The 19,894-nt window shown below is 48.9% G+C and carries 19 protein-coding genes; 6 read left to right on the forward strand and 13 right to left on the reverse strand.

What is annotated here, in order from left to right; translation table 11 throughout:
- Window positions 1–7 precede the first annotated feature (7 nt).
- The gene (locus tag AB4875_RS11175) at window positions 8–1,255 is read right to left on the reverse strand and encodes a lipoprotein-releasing ABC transporter permease subunit (RefSeq protein WP_368376135.1); all 1,248 of its coding nucleotides are present in this window, start codon (window positions 1,253–1,255) and stop codon (window positions 8–10) included.
- Between the two features lie 138 nt (window positions 1,256–1,393).
- Here AB4875_RS11175 and AB4875_RS11180 point away from each other — a divergent pair, with 138 nt between their 5' ends.
- Window positions 1,394–2,515, forward strand: coding sequence for a 3-deoxy-7-phosphoheptulonate synthase (locus AB4875_RS11180; protein WP_368376136.1), 1,122 nt, complete (start codon window positions 1,394–1,396; stop codon window positions 2,513–2,515).
- Between the two features lie 116 nt (window positions 2,516–2,631).
- Here AB4875_RS11180 and nqrM read toward each other — a convergent pair whose 3' ends face one another.
- The 9 genes from nqrM to AB4875_RS11225 all read right to left on the reverse strand — a co-directional run bounded on the left by nqrM (window position 2,632) and on the right by AB4875_RS11225 (window position 11,413).
- Window positions 2,632–2,865 carry a (Na+)-NQR maturation NqrM gene (gene nqrM, locus AB4875_RS11185; RefSeq protein WP_368376137.1) on the reverse strand — a complete coding sequence of 78 codons (234 nt, stop codon included), beginning with the start codon at window positions 2,863–2,865 and terminating at the stop codon, window positions 2,632–2,634.
- 1 nt (window position 2,866) lies between these two features.
- A complete protein-coding gene (locus tag AB4875_RS11190; protein WP_368377077.1) occupies window positions 2,867–3,901 on the reverse strand; it encodes an FAD:protein FMN transferase in 1,035 nt (344 codons plus the stop codon).
- Window positions 3,885–5,108: an NADH:ubiquinone reductase (Na(+)-transporting) subunit F gene (gene nqrF, locus AB4875_RS11195; RefSeq protein WP_368376138.1), complete on the reverse strand. Its 1,224-nt coding sequence runs from the start codon at window positions 5,106–5,108 to the stop codon at window positions 3,885–3,887. The genes AB4875_RS11190 and nqrF overlap by 17 nt, the downstream gene beginning before the upstream one ends.
- 24 nt (window positions 5,109–5,132) lie before the next feature.
- Entirely contained in the window at window positions 5,133–5,741 is a 609-nt protein-coding gene (nqrE, locus tag AB4875_RS11200) for an NADH:ubiquinone reductase (Na(+)-transporting) subunit E (protein WP_368376139.1), read from the reverse strand.
- Window positions 5,741–6,406 (reverse strand): NADH:ubiquinone reductase (Na(+)-transporting) subunit D, encoded by a 666-nt coding sequence (locus tag AB4875_RS11205; protein ID WP_368376140.1) that lies wholly within the window; start codon window positions 6,404–6,406, stop codon window positions 5,741–5,743. Before AB4875_RS11205 ends, nqrE begins: the two co-directional genes overlap by 1 nt.
- A gap of 3 nt (window positions 6,407–6,409) precedes the next feature.
- On the reverse strand, window positions 6,410–7,177 hold the full coding sequence (locus AB4875_RS11210; protein ID WP_368376141.1) for a Na(+)-translocating NADH-quinone reductase subunit C: 768 nt from the start codon (window positions 7,175–7,177) through the stop codon (window positions 6,410–6,412).
- Window positions 7,170–8,369: an NADH:ubiquinone reductase (Na(+)-transporting) subunit B gene (locus AB4875_RS11215; RefSeq protein ID WP_368376142.1), complete on the reverse strand. Its 1,200-nt coding sequence runs from the start codon at window positions 8,367–8,369 to the stop codon at window positions 7,170–7,172. Before AB4875_RS11215 ends, AB4875_RS11210 begins: the two co-directional genes overlap by 8 nt.
- Before the next feature lie 3 nt (window positions 8,370–8,372).
- A complete protein-coding gene (locus AB4875_RS11220) occupies window positions 8,373–9,713 on the reverse strand; it encodes a Na(+)-translocating NADH-quinone reductase subunit A (RefSeq protein WP_368376143.1) in 1,341 nt (446 codons plus the stop codon).
- A 233-nt stretch (window positions 9,714–9,946) separates the two neighbouring features.
- The gene (locus AB4875_RS11225) at window positions 9,947–11,413 is read right to left on the reverse strand and encodes a glyceraldehyde-3-phosphate dehydrogenase (RefSeq protein WP_368376144.1); all 1,467 of its coding nucleotides are present in this window, start codon (window positions 11,411–11,413) and stop codon (window positions 9,947–9,949) included.
- A 157-nt stretch (window positions 11,414–11,570) separates the two neighbouring features.
- On the opposite strand from AB4875_RS11225, the gene mfd reads away from it, so the two are divergent.
- Window positions 11,571–15,011 carry a transcription-repair coupling factor gene (gene mfd, locus AB4875_RS11230; protein ID WP_368376145.1) on the forward strand — a complete coding sequence of 1,147 codons (3,441 nt, stop codon included), beginning with the start codon at window positions 11,571–11,573 and terminating at the stop codon, window positions 15,009–15,011.
- 91 nt (window positions 15,012–15,102) lie between these two features.
- Window positions 15,103–15,927 (forward strand): CsiV family protein, encoded by an 825-nt coding sequence (locus tag AB4875_RS11235; RefSeq protein WP_368376146.1) that lies wholly within the window; start codon window positions 15,103–15,105, stop codon window positions 15,925–15,927.
- Here AB4875_RS11235 and AB4875_RS11240 read toward each other — a convergent pair.
- Complete coding sequence (locus AB4875_RS11240) at window positions 15,921–16,664, reverse strand: S-methyl-5'-thioinosine phosphorylase (protein WP_368376147.1); 744 nt, start codon at window positions 16,662–16,664, stop codon at window positions 15,921–15,923. The genes AB4875_RS11235 and AB4875_RS11240 overlap by 7 nt on opposite strands.
- 4 nt (window positions 16,665–16,668) lie before the next feature.
- Window positions 16,669–17,778, reverse strand: a complete 1,110-nt coding sequence (locus AB4875_RS11245) for a mechanosensitive ion channel family protein (RefSeq protein WP_368376148.1) — start codon at window positions 17,776–17,778, stop codon at window positions 16,669–16,671.
- Window positions 17,779–18,034: 256 nt separating this feature from the next.
- On the opposite strand from AB4875_RS11245, the gene AB4875_RS11250 reads away from it, so the two are divergent.
- From AB4875_RS11250 to AB4875_RS11260, 3 genes are all read left to right on the forward strand, one after another.
- A complete protein-coding gene (locus AB4875_RS11250) occupies window positions 18,035–18,352 on the forward strand; it encodes a DUF6763 family protein (protein ID WP_368376149.1) in 318 nt (105 codons plus the stop codon).
- A 181-nt stretch (window positions 18,353–18,533) separates the two neighbouring features.
- A complete protein-coding gene (lexA, locus tag AB4875_RS11255) occupies window positions 18,534–19,136 on the forward strand; it encodes a transcriptional repressor LexA (RefSeq protein ID WP_368376150.1) in 603 nt (200 codons plus the stop codon).
- A 5-nt stretch (window positions 19,137–19,141) separates the two neighbouring features.
- Window positions 19,142–19,558, forward strand: coding sequence for a hypothetical protein (locus AB4875_RS11260; protein ID WP_368376151.1), 417 nt, complete (start codon window positions 19,142–19,144; stop codon window positions 19,556–19,558).
- A 6-nt stretch (window positions 19,559–19,564) separates the two neighbouring features.
- Here AB4875_RS11260 and AB4875_RS11265 read toward each other — a convergent pair whose 3' ends face one another.
- A complete protein-coding gene (locus AB4875_RS11265; protein ID WP_368376152.1) occupies window positions 19,565–19,831 on the reverse strand; it encodes a hypothetical protein in 267 nt (88 codons plus the stop codon).
- Window positions 19,832–19,894 lie beyond the last annotated feature (63 nt).

Consider the following 19,894-nt stretch of genomic DNA (forward strand, 5'->3'; position numbering starts at 1 on the left):
ACACTCTTTACTCATAGCGCAGAGCCTCCGCAGGCTGGACCCGAGACGCCTGCCACGCAGGGTACAAGGTCGCCAAAAGGCTTAATAACAAGGCAAACCCACTCACAACTGCGACATCCGACCACTGTAAAAATGACGGCAAGCGGGTAATAAAATAGACGTCCGGATTAAAAATTTGCATACCACTTAGCTGCTCCAGCCAAGCCACTAGGTCACCGACATAAATCGCCAGCGGCACACCCACAATCAAACCCAAGCACAGACCAATAATACCGGTTGCCATACCGTAGACCACAAAGGTCGCCATGATGGTGGCAGGTGTAGCACCCATGGTGCGGAGCACCGCAATAGATCCGCGCTTGCCCGATACCGCCATACTAAGAATAGAAACAATATTAAACGCAGCAATTAATACGATGAATAGCAACAATAAGCGCACCATCTGCTTCTCCATTTTCACTGCATGGAAAAGACTTCCCTGGCTATCACCCCAAGTTACCGCGATGCTACCTGCTGGCATCATTGCCGCAAGCTTGGGTAATAACTCTGGAGCGGCAAACATATCCGCTAGCTGAATACGCAAGCCTTCAACATCATCACCCAACTGATAAAGTCGCTGGGCGTCCGCAATATGAATAAATGCACTCGTGCCATCAAGTTGCGCACCGGCGCTAAATACGCCGCTAACCTGAAATCGTTTTTCGCGGGGAAACAAGCCAAAGGGGGTCACCGTCACTTTGGGTAAAATAACAGTAAGGTCATCGCCCACATTCACGCCGAGCTGACGGGCTAGAATATCGCCTAAAATAATCTGGTACTTGCCGGCATCATCACCCAAGTACTGCCCCGCCACCATATGTTCCGCGACCGCAGACACCGATCGCTCCTGCTGGGGTTCAATGCCGTATAGAGCAACACCACGGAGTCGCTTGAAAGATGACAACATAGCTTTCCCGCCCACATAAGGCGCCACCCCTTTCACGCCATCGCTGCCTTGGAGCTTCTGGATGTATTCAGGCCAATCAGCCAAGCGCTCTTGAGGGCCTTGTATATAGCCGTGGGGAACGACCGACAATACCCGCTGCTGCAACTCCCGTTCAAAGCCGTTCATGACCGACATCACCACAATAAGTGACACGGTGCCAATCAGCATTCCCAGCAATGAGAACCAAGACACCAGCGACAGGAAACGATCACTGCCAGAGGCGCGATAAAAATAGCGAATGCCAATACGAAGAAAAAGCGGAACTGCCATAGCGGTGAATACAAAAATCCCTGTTGTAAATCTGCGCCTATACTATCACTAGGCACCAAATGATTGCGCTGTGATCCGAATAATTATTAAGCTGGTATGGCGCGACTACATAATATCGATATCTGAGAGGAAGATTAAATGCTTTTGATACTCCACCCCAACATCAAAGACACAGACCCTGCGTACATCAAGACTCTCGCTCACCTCCAGCAATTATCAGGCATTACAGTACAGCACCACCAAGTCAGCGGCCAAGAGCAGCTGCTGCATGAAATATATCTGCTGGGTAGCACCCATGCCCTAAGCATCGATGAAATAGAAGCGCTGCCGGCGGTAGAAAAAGTAATCCGAATATCGGAAGAGTATCGCATTTTAGGTCGCCACAAGGCTGTCCAGCGCCAAACGGGCTTCCAGTATAAAGGCTTAAGCTTCGATCAAGACTCACTGCATATCTTTGCCGGCCTGTGCGCGGTCGACAATCCTAAACACGTCGAAGAAATGATGATCGCGCTGAAAGCTAACGGCCTCAGCTGTACGCGAATGGGAGCGTATAAACCGCGAACCAATCCCTACGCGTTTCAAGGTCATGGTAAAACGTGTTTACCTTGGGTTTTCGACTTGGCAGGTAAACATGGCATCAAGGTCATCGCCATGGAAGTCACCCACGAAAGCCACATGGAGGAAATAGATCAGGCCCTGCAGGCCGCGGGCAATCCATGCGGCGTGATTATGCAGATCGGCACTAGAAATACGCAGAATTTCGAACTTCTAAAAGCGATCGGCAAGCAAAATGAATATCCCGCCTTGCTGAAACGTGGTTTCGGTATCACCCTCAGCGAATCACTAAATGCCGCCGAATATCTCGCCAGCGCCGGGAACAGTCAGGTGATCTTTTGCCTCAGAGGGATGAAAAGTGAATTTGGTGCACCCCACCGAAACATGGTGGATTTTGCTCAGGTGCCCACGGTTAAACGCTTGACGAGAATGCCGGTGTGTATTGATCCGTCCCACTCGGTGGGAAGCAGAGACATCGCCCCAGATGGCGTACTTGAGCTCTGCCACGCAACTGCCCAAGGCGTGCTAGCCGGCGCGAATATGGTCTTGGTAGACTTTCACCCCGCACCACTAAAGGCACTAGTAGATGGCCCTCAGGCGTTAACCATAAATGAATTAGAGCCCTTCCTGAAGGATATGGAGATTGCTAGAGCAGCTTATTTAGCGCGGGTGGATGCATGGAAACAGCATACGGCCAATGCATAACTTTATGGCCATGGCCGATAGCAAATCGGAGTCAAGGAAAAATACGGCGGGAAAGGTGCACTTAAACGAAGGTATTAGTATCACTACTCTGCGCGGGCCAACACCCGCAACGAGTATTAGCTAGCGTCGTAAAACTCTGTTTTAGATGCCGTCTGCCGAGATTTGTCATTCTCTTCAGTACACTTATTAGGGTCATTGCCGCAAAGATCACAAATATAATCTGGATCATTAAGGGCAGCGCCCACACCACCGCAAGAACCTGCAATCGGCTTGCGCCCCAGCAGTACCCCGATGGACATCGCGCCAACGATAAGGAGCATTACGATAAAAGCTGCAAAAACGGTCGCCATATTAATTCTCCTCTTCTAGATAGGGGCCAAACGATGAGCTATAACGGCTACTAAACCCGTCATCTGTCTTCTCTACTAAGTAAACAGGAATAGCCAATTGTTCCGCCAGCTGCATGGTTTTTTCACCACCCAATACCAAAAATGCCGTGGCCATCGCATCTGCAAAAGCACAAGACGGGTCCAACACGGTGACTGAGGCAAGATTATGCGTAATCGGCCGACCAGTGCGTGGATCGATGGTATGTGAGTAACGCACACCATTTTCTTCAAAGTAGTTTCGATAATCCCCGGACGTCGCCACCCCAATATTAGCTAATAAAATGGGCGTGGTTTTATCAACGTTTAAATCCGGGCTTTCAAGGCCAATTCGCCATGAGTCCCCTCGGGGGCTAAGTCCGGCAACGCGCATTTCGCCGCCAATCTCAACTAAATAATCCGCACTGCCTAAGGACTCTAGCCATAAAGCGACGGCATCTACACCGTAACCCTTGGCTATGGCCGATAGGTCAATACGCAGCGGCGCAGTTTTTTTAATCTTGTGCTCCGCCAGATCTAACTCGATACGGTCAAAGCCAACGTCTTGTAAGGCTTTATTAATCGCACCCTCGTCAGGTCTGCCGTCGTGTCTATCCGGTCCAAATCCCCACAGATCAACCAGCGGACCGACGGTGACGTCAAACGCACCATTACTCAACCAACTTACTTCTACCGCCAACACCAAAATATCAAACAGCATCGGCGTAAGCTGATGCCACTCGTCCGCTGGCATGGTATTTATCTGGCTAAGCTCGGAGTCGGAAATATAAGTAGACGCGATTTGATTAAACGCCATAAGGCGTTCATCTAAAGCCGCTTTTAAGGACTGCTCTGTCCATTCACCGGGATTACGCAGGGTAATATGATAGGTAGTACCCATCGTCATGCCGCTGAGCTGCAAAAATTCCGGCGGCGTTGGAGAACAGGCACTTAATACGCATAAAAGCAGCACCAAGGCTGCTTTTATCGGGCGGTATATAATTTTAGCCACCAAAGTCATCAAGCAGGATATTGTCAGCCTCAACACCAAGGTCTTCAAGCATTTTAACAACCGCTGAGTTCATCATTGGCGGGCCACACATATAGAACTCGCAGTCCTCTGGCGCGTCATGGTCCTTCAGGTAGTTTTCATACAAGACTTGATGAATAAAACCCGTTTTACCCGTCCAGTTATCTTCCGGCTGCGGATCTGATAATGCCAAATGCCATTCAAAATTGTCATTTTCAGCGGCCAGCTTGTCATACTCTTCTACGTAGAAGGCTTCGCGCATTGAACGCGCACCGTACCAAAAAGTAATTTTGCGCTTTGAACCAAGGCGTATAAGTTGATCGAAGATATGTGAACGCATTGGCGCCATACCAGCACCGCCACCCACAAACACCATTTCCGCGTCAGTGTCTTTTGCGAAGAACTCACCAAAAGGACCGTATACCGTAACCTTATCGCCAGGTTTGAGATTAAACGTCCAAGAAGACATTTGACCCGCTGGCAGCGACAAGTTGTTTGGCGGCGGTGTTGCAGCGCGAATATTGAATTTAACAATGCCCCGCTCTTCTGGATAATTTGCCATAGAGTAAGCGCGGATTACCGTCTCTTCGACTTTTGACTCTACGTTTAAAAAGCCAAAGCGCTCCCAGTCCCCTTTATATTCTGCGGGAATATCAAACTCAGAATATTTTAGATGATGCGGTGGACACTCTAGCTGAACGTAACCACCTGCACGGAAGTTAACATTCTCGCCTTCGGGCAGTTTCAGCACCAACTCTTTAATAAAGGTTGCCACGTTGTTATTAGACTCAACGGTGCATTCCCATTGCTTAACGCCGAACACGTCTTCAGGTACTTCAATTTTCATGTCCTGCTTAACCGGAGTCTGGCAGGATAAGCGCCAGCCTTCCCGGGCTTCACGAGGACTGAAATGGGTTTCTTCGGTAGCCAGCATAGAGCCGCCACCATCTGTAACAATACACTTACACTGCGCGCAGGTGCCGCCACCGCCACAGGCAGACGCTAAAAATACGCCCTGCCCAGATAGAGTGTTAAGCAATTTATCACCAGCTGCTACTGTAATTGTTTTCTCGCCATTGATCTCAATAGTGACATTGCCGCTACTCACTAAACGCGAGCGCGCAAATAAGATAATGCAAACCAGCGATAATACTATCGCGGTAAACATTCCCACACCGAGAATAACTACTGTATTCATAACTAGGTCTCCCGTTCTTCTCGGTTAAAGGACAATGCCGCCGAAGGACATAAAGCCCAAAGACATCAAGCCAACGGTGATAAAAGTAATACCTAAGCCACGTAGGCCTTCTGGTACGTCACTGTACTTCAACTTTTCGCGAATCCCCGCTAGCGCCACAATCGCTAAGGCCCAGCCAGTACCGGCACCAGCGCCGTAAACCACCGACTCCGAGAAATTATAATCGCGTTCAACCATAAACAATGAACCACCCAAAATCGCGCAGTTAACGGTAATCAATGGTAGAAACACACCCAGCGCGCTGTAGAGCGCAGGGACATATTTATCCAAAACCATTTCCATTATCTGAACAATGGCGGCAATAACACCGATATAGCTCAACAGCCCAAGAAAGCTTAAATCCACCTCTGGGTAACCGGCCCACGCTAAACCACCTTCTCTAAGTAAGTGATTATAGATAAGACTATTAACTGGTACGGTCACAGCCATAACTACGATCACAGCAATACCCAAACCAAGCGCAGCTTGGATTTTTTTGGAGATAGCCAAGAAGGTACACATACCCAAGAAAAAACTCAGCGCCATATTTTCAAGAAATACCGAGCGCACGAATAGGCTAATGTAATGTTCCATTAAAAGGCCTCCTTAACACTGCGGGTATTTTTAGTAATCTTAAAATCGGCTTCTTCAACTTGTTCTTTCTTCACGGATCGAACCACCCAAATGAAAATACCAATCAAAAAGAAGGCACTTGGAGGTAATAGCAACATACCATTCGGAACATACCAGCCGCCATCAGTCACCAGCGGAAGTATCTCGTAGCCCAACAGCTTGCCCGAGCCAAACAACTCGCGAACCACTGCCACGGACAACAGCACAACGCTGTAGCCTAAACCGTTACCTATACCGTCGACAAAACTCGCCACCGGCGGATTCTTCATGGCATAGCCTTCGGCACGACCCATGACGATACAGTTAGTGATAATCAGACCGACAAACACCGATAACTGTTTACTGATTGCGAACGCGTATGCTTTAAGCAGCTGATCAACCAATATAACCAAGGACGCAATGATTACCATTTGCACGATAATGCGGATGCTGCCAGGAATTTGCTTGCGAATCAGCGATACCAAAAAGCTCGAGCAGGCGGTAACCAAGGTCACCGCGAGACACATTACCAGTGTCACCTTCAAACTAGAGGTCACTGCCAAAGCCGAACAAATACCCAATATCTGCAGCGCAATAGGATTATTTTTGATAATTGGATTGGTTAGGGCTTCTCTCATTGTCGACATAGTCTATGCCTCCCCTTGACGCAAGTTACGTAAGAATTCTTGGTAACCCAGCGCACCCATCCAGAATTGCAACAAGTTGCTGACACCACGGCTAGTTAATGTCGCACCAGATAGGCCATCCACTTTATTAATAGCGCCTGGTGTTGACGAATCCACATTACCTTTGACTAGTTCAATGGCAACCTCGCCATCATCATAAATTTCCTTGCCATGCCACAAGCCTTTCCATTTAGGGTTATCTACTTCGCCGCCCAAGCCTGGGGTTTCGCCATGCTCGTAGAATCCTAAACCAGCAACAGTATTATAATCCTCTTCTAAGGCCAGATAGCCGTAGAGAGTAGACCAAAGGCCATAACCACGAACCGGCAAGATCACTTTTTCATAATTACCGCTTTCACCGATCAGATACACCAGCCCAAAGTTCTCGCGGCGTCGTATATCAGCCAAGTCATCGTCACCCAATGCAATTGAGGTGTCGCTATCCTTCGCTATTTTAGACTGTTCAAAACCTTCAAGCGCAATCTCGTCGGTAAACTTACCCGTGCGCAAATCAACAATTTTTGTCGTTACTTGCTTGAACTGAGCTTCAATATCTTCACCCGGAACCAGCAAGCCCGCTGCCGCCAAAATATTCTTTTTACGGTCTAGTGCTTTATTCGCCACCTGAGCCGGCTTCAGCATTACTGCAGCACTGGCAACAACCAGCGCGCACACAATACAGAGGACTAGGGCAACCAGCAGCGTTCTCTGTGTACTATCGTTATTAGCCACGTGCCAACCTCCGCTTGATGTTCGCCTCGACCACAAAATGATCGATTAAAGGTGCAAATAAATTGGCAAACAAAATTGCCAGCATAATGCCCTCTGGGAAGGCGGGGTTCACAACTCGGATCAAGATCACCATCACGCCGATGAGTACACCATAAACCCACTTGCCGGTATTCGTCATTGAGGCAGAGACTGGGTCTGTCGCCATAAACATCATACCGAAAGCCAGCCCCCCAACGACCATATGCCAGTGCCACGGCATGGCCATCATTAGGTTAGTGCTGCTATCCATGGAGTTGAATAAGGCCGTGAGCGTAAATGTACCGAGTAACACACCGGCAACAATGCGCCACGATGCAATACCGGTCCAAAGTAAAACAGTGCCGCCAATGAGTATAGCCAGTGTAGACACCTCACCCATTGAACCGTGTACGTTACCAATAAAGGCATCCATCCAAGTCATCTGCTGCTGCAGTGCAGCCATGCCGTCGCTGGCTGCAATCGACAGAGCAGTTGCCCCGGTATAACCATCGACCGCGGTCCATACTGCATCACCTGACAATTGAGCAGGATAAGCAAAGTAAAGGAACGCACGTCCGGTTAGAGCCGGGTTAAGGAAGTTTTTGCCAGTACCGCCAAACACTTCTTTACCGATGACAACACCGAAGCTGATACCTAGGGCGACTTGCCACAGCGGAACACTCGGAGGGCAGATCAGCGCAAACAGTATAGAAGTAACAAAGAAACCTTCGTTGACTTCATGACCGCGCTTCATCGCGAACAGCACTTCCCAGAAACCGCCAGCAACAAAGGTTACCGCGTAAACCGGAATGAAGAACCAGAAGCCGTGCCAGAAATTATCCCAAATACTTGCTGGGTCGTAACCGGCCAACATTGAAATCATGACATGGCGCCAGCCCTCACCTGCTACTAGGCCGGTATCCAGCATAATTTGGTTGGCCTGGAAGCCAATATTCCACATACCATAGAACATGGCCGGAAAGGCGCAAAACCACACTGTAATCATCACGCGCTTCAGGTCAACACCGTCGCGAACATGAGCATTTGTCTTAGTTACGGATGATGGTGAGTAAAAAATAGTATCGGCTGCTTCATACAGCGCATACCACTTTTCAAAACGACCACCTTTTTCAAAATTCGGCTCGATATCATCGAGAAATTTTCTCAGGCCCATGATTTAACCCTCTGTCTCTATGCGGCTTAAATTGTCACGAAGGATTGGCCCATACTCATATTTGCCTGGGCAAACATAAGTACATAGCGCGAGGTCTTCCTCATCCAATTCCAAACAACCTAAGGTTTGTGCAACCTGGGTATCACCAACGATAAGTGAACGCAGCAACTGGGTCGGCAAAATATCTAGGGGCATCACTTTTTCGTATGCCCCAATTGGCACCATTGCCCGCTCACTGCCATTCGTGCTGGTAGTATAAGAAAAGCGCTTTTTGAAGAACTGCGACAAGTAAATGCGCAGCAAGGAATGTTTGTTCACCCCTGGAGATAACCAGCCCATGAATTGACGGTTATTACCTTCTGCGAGCACCGTTACTTGATTGTGGTAACGCCCTAAAAATGCGGTTGCGCCGCGCGCCGTCCTGCCACCCAACACCGAGCCAGATACAACACGGTTGTCGCCTGGGACAAGTTGCCCCGCGCACAACTCTTCAAGGCTGACACCCAAACGAGTTGCAATTAAACGTGGCTTCTCAACCTGAGGACCCGCGAGCGATACCACGCGGTCAACACTCAATTTACCTGTGGTGAACAACTTGCCAAACGCGATAACGTCTTGATAGCCAATTGACCACACAATCTTGGTCGCACTCGCCCCTTCCAAGAAGTGAATATGGGTACCCGCCAAGCCTGCAGGGTGGGCGCCACTAAATTCAGCGACGTGCAGTTGGTCATTATCTAAACTAGGAATATTACTGTTTGGGGCCACACACAAATGGACTTTACCGGCGGTTAAACGGCACAGCAGCTCAAGTCCATTGGTGAAATCTTGCTCTGAGCGCGCGATGATGAGCGCCGGATCAGCAGCCAAGGGCTGGGTGTCAATCGCCGTGACAAATATTGCGGCTGGGCTACTACCAATAGTAGGGATGCGGCTAAATGGACGGGTACGAAACGCAGTCCAAAGCCCAGACTCTACGAGCTTTTCAGTCACCTGCTCTGCTGTCAATGTCGACAAGGCAGACGCTTCATACTGGGTAAAACTCTGGTAGTCGTCTTCTTCTACATCGATGACCACCGATTGCAGAACACGCTTCTCACCGCGATTAATCGCAGAAACAAGACCTGTTGCCGGCGAGGTATAACGCACGCCTTCATTTTTCTTGTCCGTGAATAAAAGTTGACCTGTTTTGACACGATCGCCGGTTTTGACAGCCATAGTAGGCTTCATACCAATGTAATCGAAACCAACTACCGCAACCGAACGCACTTTTGAGCCTGGCTCAATACGCTGATCGGGCTCACCCGACATGGGTAAATCCAGCCCCTTGGTAATTTTGATCATAAGTTTGCCTAACACTCTTACGGTTAAACGCGAAATTGCAAATCGGCTTAAGCGGAGTGCGAAAGCGCTCCGGAAATAATGCGACAACTGAATTCACAGCTAAGCATTAAAAAACTTCCGCAAGTATAAAGACTCACGGATGTGCTTGCTAGAGCAAGACCAAGGATAAGACCAACTTTGCAAACATTTACGGTTAGGCCAGCCAGGGATATTAGCTGAGCTGGCCTCCTCGTTTAGTCCTGAGGGTAAACCGCGTAATTTACCCCGGCCATTTGCTCAAGAATGCGATGCACCTGGCAGCTGTAACCAAATTCATTGTCGTACCAGCAATACAACACCGCACTTTTGCCGTTGACAATGGTCGCCTCACTATCGAATACACAAGCATGACGTGAGCCGACAAAATCGCTGGACACAACTTCTGGCGAGTTTGAATAATCGATCTGCTTACGCAGCGGCGAATGCAATGCCACCCGGCGCATAAACTCGTTCAACTCCTCAACCGTTGTCTCAGTCTTCAGGTTCAACTTCAAAATAGCCAAAGAGACATTAGGCGTGGGCACACGAATCGCGTTACCGCTAAGCTTGCCCAATAACTGCGGAAGTACTTTGCCAACTGCCTTGGCGGCTCCAGTTTCGGAGATAACCATATTTAATGGCGCGCTGCGGCCGCGACGATCACCTTTGTGGTAATTATCGATTAAGTTTTGGTCGTTGGTATACGAATGGACCGTCTCAACGTGGCCACCCTCAACGCCAAATTTATCATCTAACACCTTTAGCGGTGGCGCTATGGCATTGGTGGTACAGCTTGCAGCTGAAATAATCGTATCCGTCGGCAGGATCTCATGACTATTGACGCCGTGAACAATATTCTTCATATCACCCTTACCGGGCGCCGTCAGAATAACCTTGGAGATGCCTGGGCAGCCCAGATGTACAGATAAACCTTCTGTATCGCGCCATTTACCAGTGTTATCCACAAGAATAGCGTCGTTAATACCATATTTGGTGTAATCAACCTCGGCAGGCGAATTAGCGTAAATAACTTTCACTTCGACGCCATTAGCTACAAAAGACTGCCTATCTTCGTCTACACGAATTGTGCCGTTAAACGGTCCGTGTACCGAGTCACGACGCAGCAGACTTACGCGTTTCACTAAATCGTTTTCGGCGCCACCATGGCGGACAACAACGGCTTTTAAGCGTAAATTGTCACCACCACCGGCCTTTTCAATTAGCAGGCGTGCGACTAAGCGACCAATACGGCCGAAGCCGTAAAGCACTACGTCGCGGGCTGGACGAACGGGTTCTTTAGAAACCCCAATCAAGCCTGCGACCTGGCTGCGAACAAATTCTTCTACTGATTTACCGGCTGGCTTGCCGGTTTCTTCATAGGCAACCGCAATGCGGCCTGCATCAATATGCGCAGTACCGAGATCTAGGGTAGCCAATGCCTGAATGACGGGGAAGGTTTCGAACTCTGACAGCTCGTTTTGCTCTACCTGACGCACAAAGCGGTGCGCTTGCATAATATCTAGAACTGAGAGATTGGCCAGACTCTTTCCATAGATATAGGTTTTTACGTTATTGGTACGGTACAACTTACCAATTAGGGGAATCATCCCCTCTGCTAATGCTTCACGCTCTTTCCAATCGGCGAAGTAGTCATCAGGACGCTCACGTCTTCTTTCAGTCACGGTAGATACCCTTTGCTTTCGGGGGGAGAATTTGAGCGCGTATTATCTTTATTACTGCCCCCAAGTTCAACTGTTCAAACAATCTGAAGCAATGTAATAACTACCATTAGCAGGTTACAATGGCGTGTTAACCCTTTAAAGAAGTCGAATTTAAGCTGTGATTGAATTACCAACGATTGTAAAGCCAGCTAAGGGCGGAGCCCTTCACTGGGGCGGCATTCCCGCTGCCAGTCACGGCTTACTCGCCGCAGAGCTAGCTAACTCGCTAGATGCGCCACTGTTATTGCTCACCGCAGACACGGCCTCGGCATATCAACTGGAACAAAACCTGCGGTTCTTCGCAGATGGCCTGCCGGTAAAGCTACTTCCGGACTGGGAAACACTACCCTACGATAATTTTTCACCCCACGAAGACATTGTCTCTGAACGTCTGCGCACCTTAAGTGAGCTCACCACCATGCGCCGCGGTATTTTGGTCGCACCCATCAGCACACTAATGCAGCGTATCGCGCCACCAGACTACGTCAGCAAACACAGCCTGCTGCTTGATATCGGCCAAACCCTCAATATAGATAATTTTCGCCAGCAGCTAGAGAAAAGCGGCTATCGCCATGTCGATACCGTTTACCAGCATGGCGAGTATGCCAGTCGCGGCGCTATTCTTGATATTTTCCCAATGGGAAGCGAATCACCCTATCGCATTGACCTGCTCGATGAAGACATTGACAGCCTGCGGAGTTTTGACCCCGAAACCCAGCGCGGCATCGAGTCAGTCAAACAAATACGTCTGCTACCGGGCAAAGAATTACCCTTAGATGAAGGCGGCATCGCTCTATTTCGTCGCCACTGGCACGAAAAATTCAATGTCGACCACCGAAAATGCCCAATTTACCAAGACGTCAGTGACGGAATTGCACCGGCGGGCATAGAGTACTACCTGCCGCTGTTCTTTGAGCAGACTGGAACACTATTCGACTACCTACCCGGCAACAGCTGGCTACTCACTGCCGCGGGCATTGAAGCCGCCGCAGAGCATTATTGGCAAGACATACAGCAGCGCTACGAACAGCGCTTGGGCGATATACGACGCCCAGTGCTTCCGCCAGCAACGGTGTTTCAAACCGTGCCAGAGATTTTTTCGCGACTTAAAGATTACCCGCGAATTACCATCAGCGAGACACCTTTTCCAGATTCTGCTAAAAGCCATAATTTTGTCATCGGCAACTCGCCAACCCTGACCATAGACAGTAAACAAGCCGACCCTATCGCCGCCTTAAGAGCCTATTGCTGCGATCGCAGGATCCTGTTTTGTGCCGAGTCTCCCGGTCGCCGCGAAGCACTCATCGACCTATTAGGCCGACACAAACTCAAGCCCAAGGCGGTAAATAACTGGCGGGAATTCACCACCGGCAAAGACAGTATCAACGTCACCGTCGCCCCACTCGAAGAGGGTATGTCTGGCGTCTCACCAAGCCCCTTCGCTCTCATTGCTGAATCCCAGCTTTTTGGCAAGCGCGTATCTCAAAGCCGACGGCGCAAGAAGGCCAGTAGTACTGCCGAAAATGTCGTTAAAAATCTGGCTGAGCTGCGAATTGGGGCGCCGGTGGTACACGCCGATCATGGCGTGGGCCGCTATCTTGGTTTGCAAACCTTAAACATCGACAATCAAGCAAATGAATTTTTAAGCTTAGAGTATGCCGATAGCGCGAAATTATATGTTCCAGTCACATCGCTACAGCTCATAAGCCGCTACAGCGGGGCCGACGATGAGCTCGCGCCACTGCACCGATTGGGGACCGAACAGTGGAGCAAAGCCAAGCGTAAAGCAGCGGAGAAAATTCGCGATGTCGCCGCTGAGCTGCTGGATATATACGCCCGCAGGGAGGCCCGTCAAGGCCGCTCCTTTGAATTGAGCGACGAGGATTATTACGAGTTCGCCAACGCCTTTCCCTTTGAAGAGACGCCCGATCAGCAAACCGCTATAGAAGCCGTTATCGCAGATTTAAAATCTATTAAACCCATGGACAGACTGGTCTGTGGTGACGTTGGTTTTGGTAAAACCGAAGTTGCCGTGCGCGCCGCATTTGTAGCAGTACAAAATGATACCCAGGTTGCGATTCTGGTGCCCACCACCCTACTCGCCCAGCAACACTTTGAATCTTTCCGAGACCGTTTTGCCGACCTCCCCGTCAACATTGAAGTGCTATCCCGCTTTCGCAGCGCCGCCGAACAAAAATCGGTAATCGCCGAGCTGGCTGCGGGCAAGGTCGACATATTAATCGGCACCCATAAATTATTGGGCAACGAGATCGCCTATAAGAATCTTGGCTTGGTTATCATCGACGAAGAACACCGCTTTGGCGTTCGCCAGAAAGAGGCCCTCAAAAATATTCGCGCCGAGGTCGACGTTTTAACGTTAACGGCCACACCAATCCCCCGCACTTTAAATATGTCGATGGCCGGTATCCGCGATTTATCTATTATTGCGACGCCCCCAGCGCGACGACTTTCGGTAAAAACCTTTGTGCGCGAATCAGATCCGGCGCTAATAAAAGAGTCCATCCTTCGCGAAATACTACGCGGTGGCCAAGTTTATTATCTGCACAACGAAGTTAAGACCATTGATAAGACCGCGCGGGATCTCCAAGACATGATTCCTGAGCTACGTATTGGTATTGGTCACGGCCAAATGCGCGAGCGCGAACTCGAGCAGGTTATGAGCGACTTTTATCACAAGCGTCATAATGTATTAGTGTGTTCGACAATTATAGAAACGGGTATTGATGTACCCAACGCCAATACCATTATTATTGATCGAGCCGATAAATTTGGCTTAGCGCAACTGCATCAGCTCCGAGGTCGGGTTGGCCGGTCTCACCACCAAGCCTACGCCTACCTATTAACGCCGCCGGACAAACAGTTAACTGGCGATGCAGAAAAACGTTTAACCGCCATAAGCGAAGCGGACGCCCTAGGCGCTGGCTTTACCTTGGCTACCCAAGACATGGAAATCCGCGGTGCTGGCGAGCTGCTTGGCGAAGGGCAAAGCGGACAAATACACACCATCGGCTTTACCCTGTATATGGACATGCTAGACCGCGCGGTGCAGGCAATTAAAGCGGGCAAGAAAATGAATCTAGAAAATAGCAACGATGATCACATTGAAGTGAATTTACGCATACCGGCGCTAATACCCGATGACTACCTGCCCGATGTCCAAAGTCGTCTAATGCTGTACAAACGTATAGCCGGTGCTTCAAGCGGTGACGCCTTACGTGAACTTCAAATTGAAATGATCGATCGCTTTGGCTTACTGCCCAACCAAGTTAAAAACCTGTTCCGCTGCGCAGAATTGCGTTTACAAGCGGTTAAAATCGGATTGAGTAAGATAGAGGCGTCGGCGATATCGGGCCGCATAGAATTTGCTGAAGACACTAGAGTTGAGCCCTTAAGTTTGGTGCAGATGGTGCAGTCCGCTCCAGCAAGCTATCAACTCGATGGCGCCACCGCACTCAAATTTAAACATGACATGGAAGAACCACAGCAGCGCTTTGAATTTATTGAATCCCTATTAGAGAAACTAGCACCGACTCGATAGAACTGAGATAGTTTGTCTTGGCATTTAGAAATAATGTAACTAGATATTTAGATTGTCACGCGCTGACAAGAAAACAAAGAGATATTTTTATATGAACACACTTCATCGACGCCCACTTTATTGCTGTTCATTTACTGCTTTACTAGCGGTGGTAATGCTAGCATTTAGCGGCGTGGCAATGAGCCAGAACGACTCGCGCTTTCACGTTGACCTGGTGGTATTCGCAAATAACGATCAATCCAGTCAATACGAGGAAGACTGGCCGGATAATCTTCACCTCCGCTATCCACGAAATTGGCTGCGTATCGATAATAGTGGCAGTACGCTTCAGAAAGTCGACTATATGGATCCAGAGTTTGAGAAAGCATTCAACTCCCTGCGCCTGTCATCACGTTACAAACCGCTAATGCAAGCAAGTTGGCAGCAAGACTTACGCTCGCGAAAGCAAGCGCCAGCCATTCTCATTCAGGGTGGCAAACAATACGGTAGTCACTATCAACTAGAAGGCTATATACGTGTTGCGGTAGAACGCTATCTCCACCTAGATACTAATTTATGGATGACTAGCTTTGGTAACACGGCTGGCAACTATTACCTTCCGCGCCAGCCATTGAGCTTTAACGAACCAGAAGAAGAACCCGTTTTCGTCGACGAAAGTTTCGAGTCCAGCCCTGAATACGCAGAGTTTCTAAAACAAAACCCCAGCTATTTATCAGCGGACAATCAGGCACAGACGGCGGGCCAAAGTAATGCCGAGCCGATAGATCAAATAGTTGTAATGAAGCAGCAGCGAAGGATGCGGAGCGACGAGCTGCATTTTATTGACCATCCGCGATTTGGCGCCATCATAAAAATCACTAAGATCCAAGCCGCCCCAGCTAGCAGTGAGGCGAGCTTAGATAAAGGCGCTCAATAATCCGCGATGCAGTGCGCCAAAATAGATTTGACCTGCAGCATGCCAGTATCAATGACAGTCTGAATATCTTCCATAGTGATGATGTTTTCACTGAGGCCAGCACCCGGGTTCACTACCAGTGCGACTGAGGCGTATTCTATACCCGCCTCACGCGCTAAGCTTGCTTCGGGCATCGCTGTCATTCCGACAATATCGTTACCGTCACGCGCCAGACGATTTATCTCCGCGGCCGTCTCTAAACGCGGTCCCTGCGTGACCGCATAGACGCCATAATCTTCAAATGCAATATTGGCATCTACTGCGGCATTCGCCAAGCGCGAACGCAAGTCTTGACTGTAGGGAAAGCTAAAATCAATGTGCTCGACCTTACCGTTTTCACCATCGAAAAAGGTGTGCTCGCGCCCCCAAGTATAATCGTTAATCTGATTTGGAATCGCGATTACGCCAGTCACAAACCGCTCACTAATCCCACCGACTGCATTTACCGATACCAGCGCATCAACCCCGACTTTTTTTAATGCCGCGATGTTTGCGCGGTAATTAATGGCATGGGGAGGAATTTGATGACCTTTACCATGCCGTGCCAAAAACAAAAACTCAGCACCCTCGTAACGAATGCGCTGCAGCAGTGCGCTCGGCGCGCCATATACTGTCTCTACCTGTGACTCATCCAGAACTTCCGCGCCCGGCCAGTCGCACAAACCAGTACCGCCGATCACTGCAATTGTTTTACTCATTTATTTACTGCTCCATATTGCGCTCTGGCGCCTTTTCAATCGAAATAGGATCTAGCTTAATAGTGGTCGTTGGGAATGCAACATCCGCCCCTAAACCGTGGATAATATCGAGAACTTTCAGCAATACATCCTGCTTGATCTTATGATATTCAACCCACTTAGTGGTTTTGGTAAAGGTGTAGATAAAAAAGTCTAAAGACGAGGCATTATACTGATTGAAATTTACGATCAGCGTCTTCCCTAAATCAATGTCAGCGTGATTTTCCAGCATTTCTCGTACTTGATTGATAATGGCGGGCACCACGGCAGCGTCCTGATAACGTACACCAATGGTTTCATAAATGCGCCTATTCAACATCCGTGACGGATTTTCTACCGAAATCTGAGAAAAGGTGGCATTGGGAACATAGAGTGGACGCTGATCAAAGGTCCGAATTCGAGTTTGCCGCCATCCGATATTTTCCACCGTCCCCTCTATGTTTTTATCCGGCGAGCGCACCCAGTCACCGACTGAAAAAGGACGATCTAAATACACCATCAAACCGCCGAAAAAATTTGCCAATAAATCTTTTGCGGCAAAACCAACCGCAATACCACCAATACCGCCAAAGGCCAGCACCCCAGAAATACTGTAGCCAAGGTTTTGCAGCACCATCAGCGCCGATACGATAATCACCGCAGAACGCACCAACTTACCTAAGGCCATGACTGTAGTTTGATCTATAGGCTCATCTTTCGTCGTGTACTCCTCAGACAAAAGACCCAACTCTACCTGCCTAACCAGTGACACCAAGAACCAAGCCAAAATCAAGACCACGCCCACCGCACGCAGTGAATCTAACGCCGAGAAAACTTCCGCATCAGTAGACTTGCCAATCATCTCCAGTATATGACTGCCGCCGACCGCCCAAATCATTAACAAAGCCGGCCGCCGAGAAGCCGCTAATAAGGCGTCATCCCATAGATTGTGTGTTTTTTGAAATTTAATTTCGAGATGCGCAATCAATCGACCGAGCACTAGATTCAAACTTAGTAAAATAAGTACCAATACGAACACGTCACCCAGCCAGGGATATTCCTCCGGCTGAAAATTAGTCCACCACTGCTCCAGCATTGGGGCTTCCTCTGTATGCTGCTATACAATTTCATTTCTAAACACGACGCGCTTAGACAAATGAACCATAAAAACTAATATTAAAAACACAAAATAAGATCAAAAAGATCATCTATGCGGCTGAATATAAAGCCAATTGTATTGAAGACTGAGCTAAAACCCCAGCTCGCGCTGAAACTAACTGCGAAAAATACCTACTGGACAGCAAATCGCTAGGTGTTAGTTTGGAAAGCGTAGATCAACCGAGGTAAAAATCATGGCGACAATAAGACCCCAAGTTGGTTGTTGGTACAAGGAAATTGAGACCGGCCAACTATTTGAAGTAGTCGCCGTCGACGACGACAGCGATTCAGTAGAAGCCCAGCTAATAGACGGCGAGCTCAGTCAATACGATATGGATAGTTGGGATCTGCTCAATTTAGATATGGTGGAAGAACCCGAAGATTGGCGAAACGCATTTGAATTAAGCGATGACGATTACCGATTCTTAGATGACACCATGGTCCCCGAGAGATGGAACCCATTGTCAGAAATTGAATCAGATATCGTAAATGGCATAACCGACGAGTATTAATACCGGTCGGCATAGCGCCGACGAAGAATTATCAAAGCGAGGTCTCGCACTCTTCTCCAACCTGCTACGGCAGGTTTTTTTGTTTTCGGCCTTCCATATTCCAAATTAGCAATGCCTATTGCCATCCAAATAATACTGTATATAATGCCAGTTACTGTATAAGTAACCAGATGCCAACACTATGGAAAAATTGACCGCCAGACAGAGTGAAGTCCTCCAGTTAATCAAAGACCATATCGGCGAAACCGGCTATCCGCCGACCAGAGCCGAGATTGCCAAACAGCTAGGATTTAAGTCACCCAATGCCGCTGAAGAGCATCTCAAAGCGTTGGCGCGCAAGGGGTCCATCGAGATTATCGCCGGTGCTTCACGCGGTATTAGGCTACCCGAGAATCTTGGTCTACCTATTATTGGTCGAGTTGCGGCCGGTAGCCCTATTCTCGCCGAAGCCCATATTGAAGATTACTGCGACATGCCTGGATCCATCTTTTCCCCAAGCGCTGATTATTTTCTCAGGGTTAAAGGGGACAGTATGATCAACGCAGGTATTTTCGATGACGACCTTCTCGCTGTGCATCGGACTAATACTGTTCGCAATGGTCAAATCGTTGTTGCACGAATCGACAATGAAGTCACGGTCAAGCGTTTCAAACAGCAAAAAAGCAAATTCCATATCTCACTACTTGCTGAGAATCCTGATTACCCACCAATTGACGTGGACCTCCGAGAGCAAGACTTTGCAATCGAAGGCCTAAGTGTTGGTATTTTACGGCGCGGGAGTTAAGAATTATGTCATGCCTCGAACAAATGCCCTTACATTACAATCCCCTACCAATAGCGGGCGGAGGACAGGTCACCGAAATAGCAATGCGCAGCGACGCGCATTTGTCTAGGCCCATGCTTGCCGCCATGATGATCGAGCTAAGTGGCAACTCTGATGAGCGCTGGTTGTGCTGGGTTGCTGATAGGCCATTGCGCCCGCTGTTAAACGCGGATATACATCAGCACGGCCAAAAAATCCTGCAAGTAGTGTCTAACAGTACCCGTGATCTGAGTGAAATTGCGATAAGAGCATTAGAGCGCGGTAAAAGTCATACCGTCGCTATTTTACTGGAAAGACCACTTAGAGATGATGAGCGACAAGCTCTGGAAGTTGCAGCCCTAGCGGGCTCAGCCGAATGCCTTGTTATTTTTATGCAATCCTAGCCTCTGTTAGTGGACGGTCTTGGCGTCTGGCCCTTGATCGTCCTCATCATCGAGATCTTCGTCGTCTATAAAGCCATCATCTTCAGCCGAGGTCGCTGCAGCCTCAATCCCCGCTTGCACCATAGCCCGTGCAACGTCTAGCACCGAACCAACAATGTGTTCTCGGGTTTCTTTTGAGAATTTAATCGTTACCAGCGGATTTTCATCACCTTCTGATCGCTGTAAGACGATATCTCCGTTTGCAAGTTCGACGAGTTCTAAATATGACAACACTAAAATATCCTTGATAAGGCGCTAAGGCCAACGCGGTGGCTATGACCACCTATTGTATCAAAC

Source organism: Zhongshania sp. R06B22 (assembly GCF_040892595.1).
Classification (GTDB): domain Bacteria; phylum Pseudomonadota; class Gammaproteobacteria; order Pseudomonadales; family Spongiibacteraceae; genus Spongiibacter; species Spongiibacter arctica.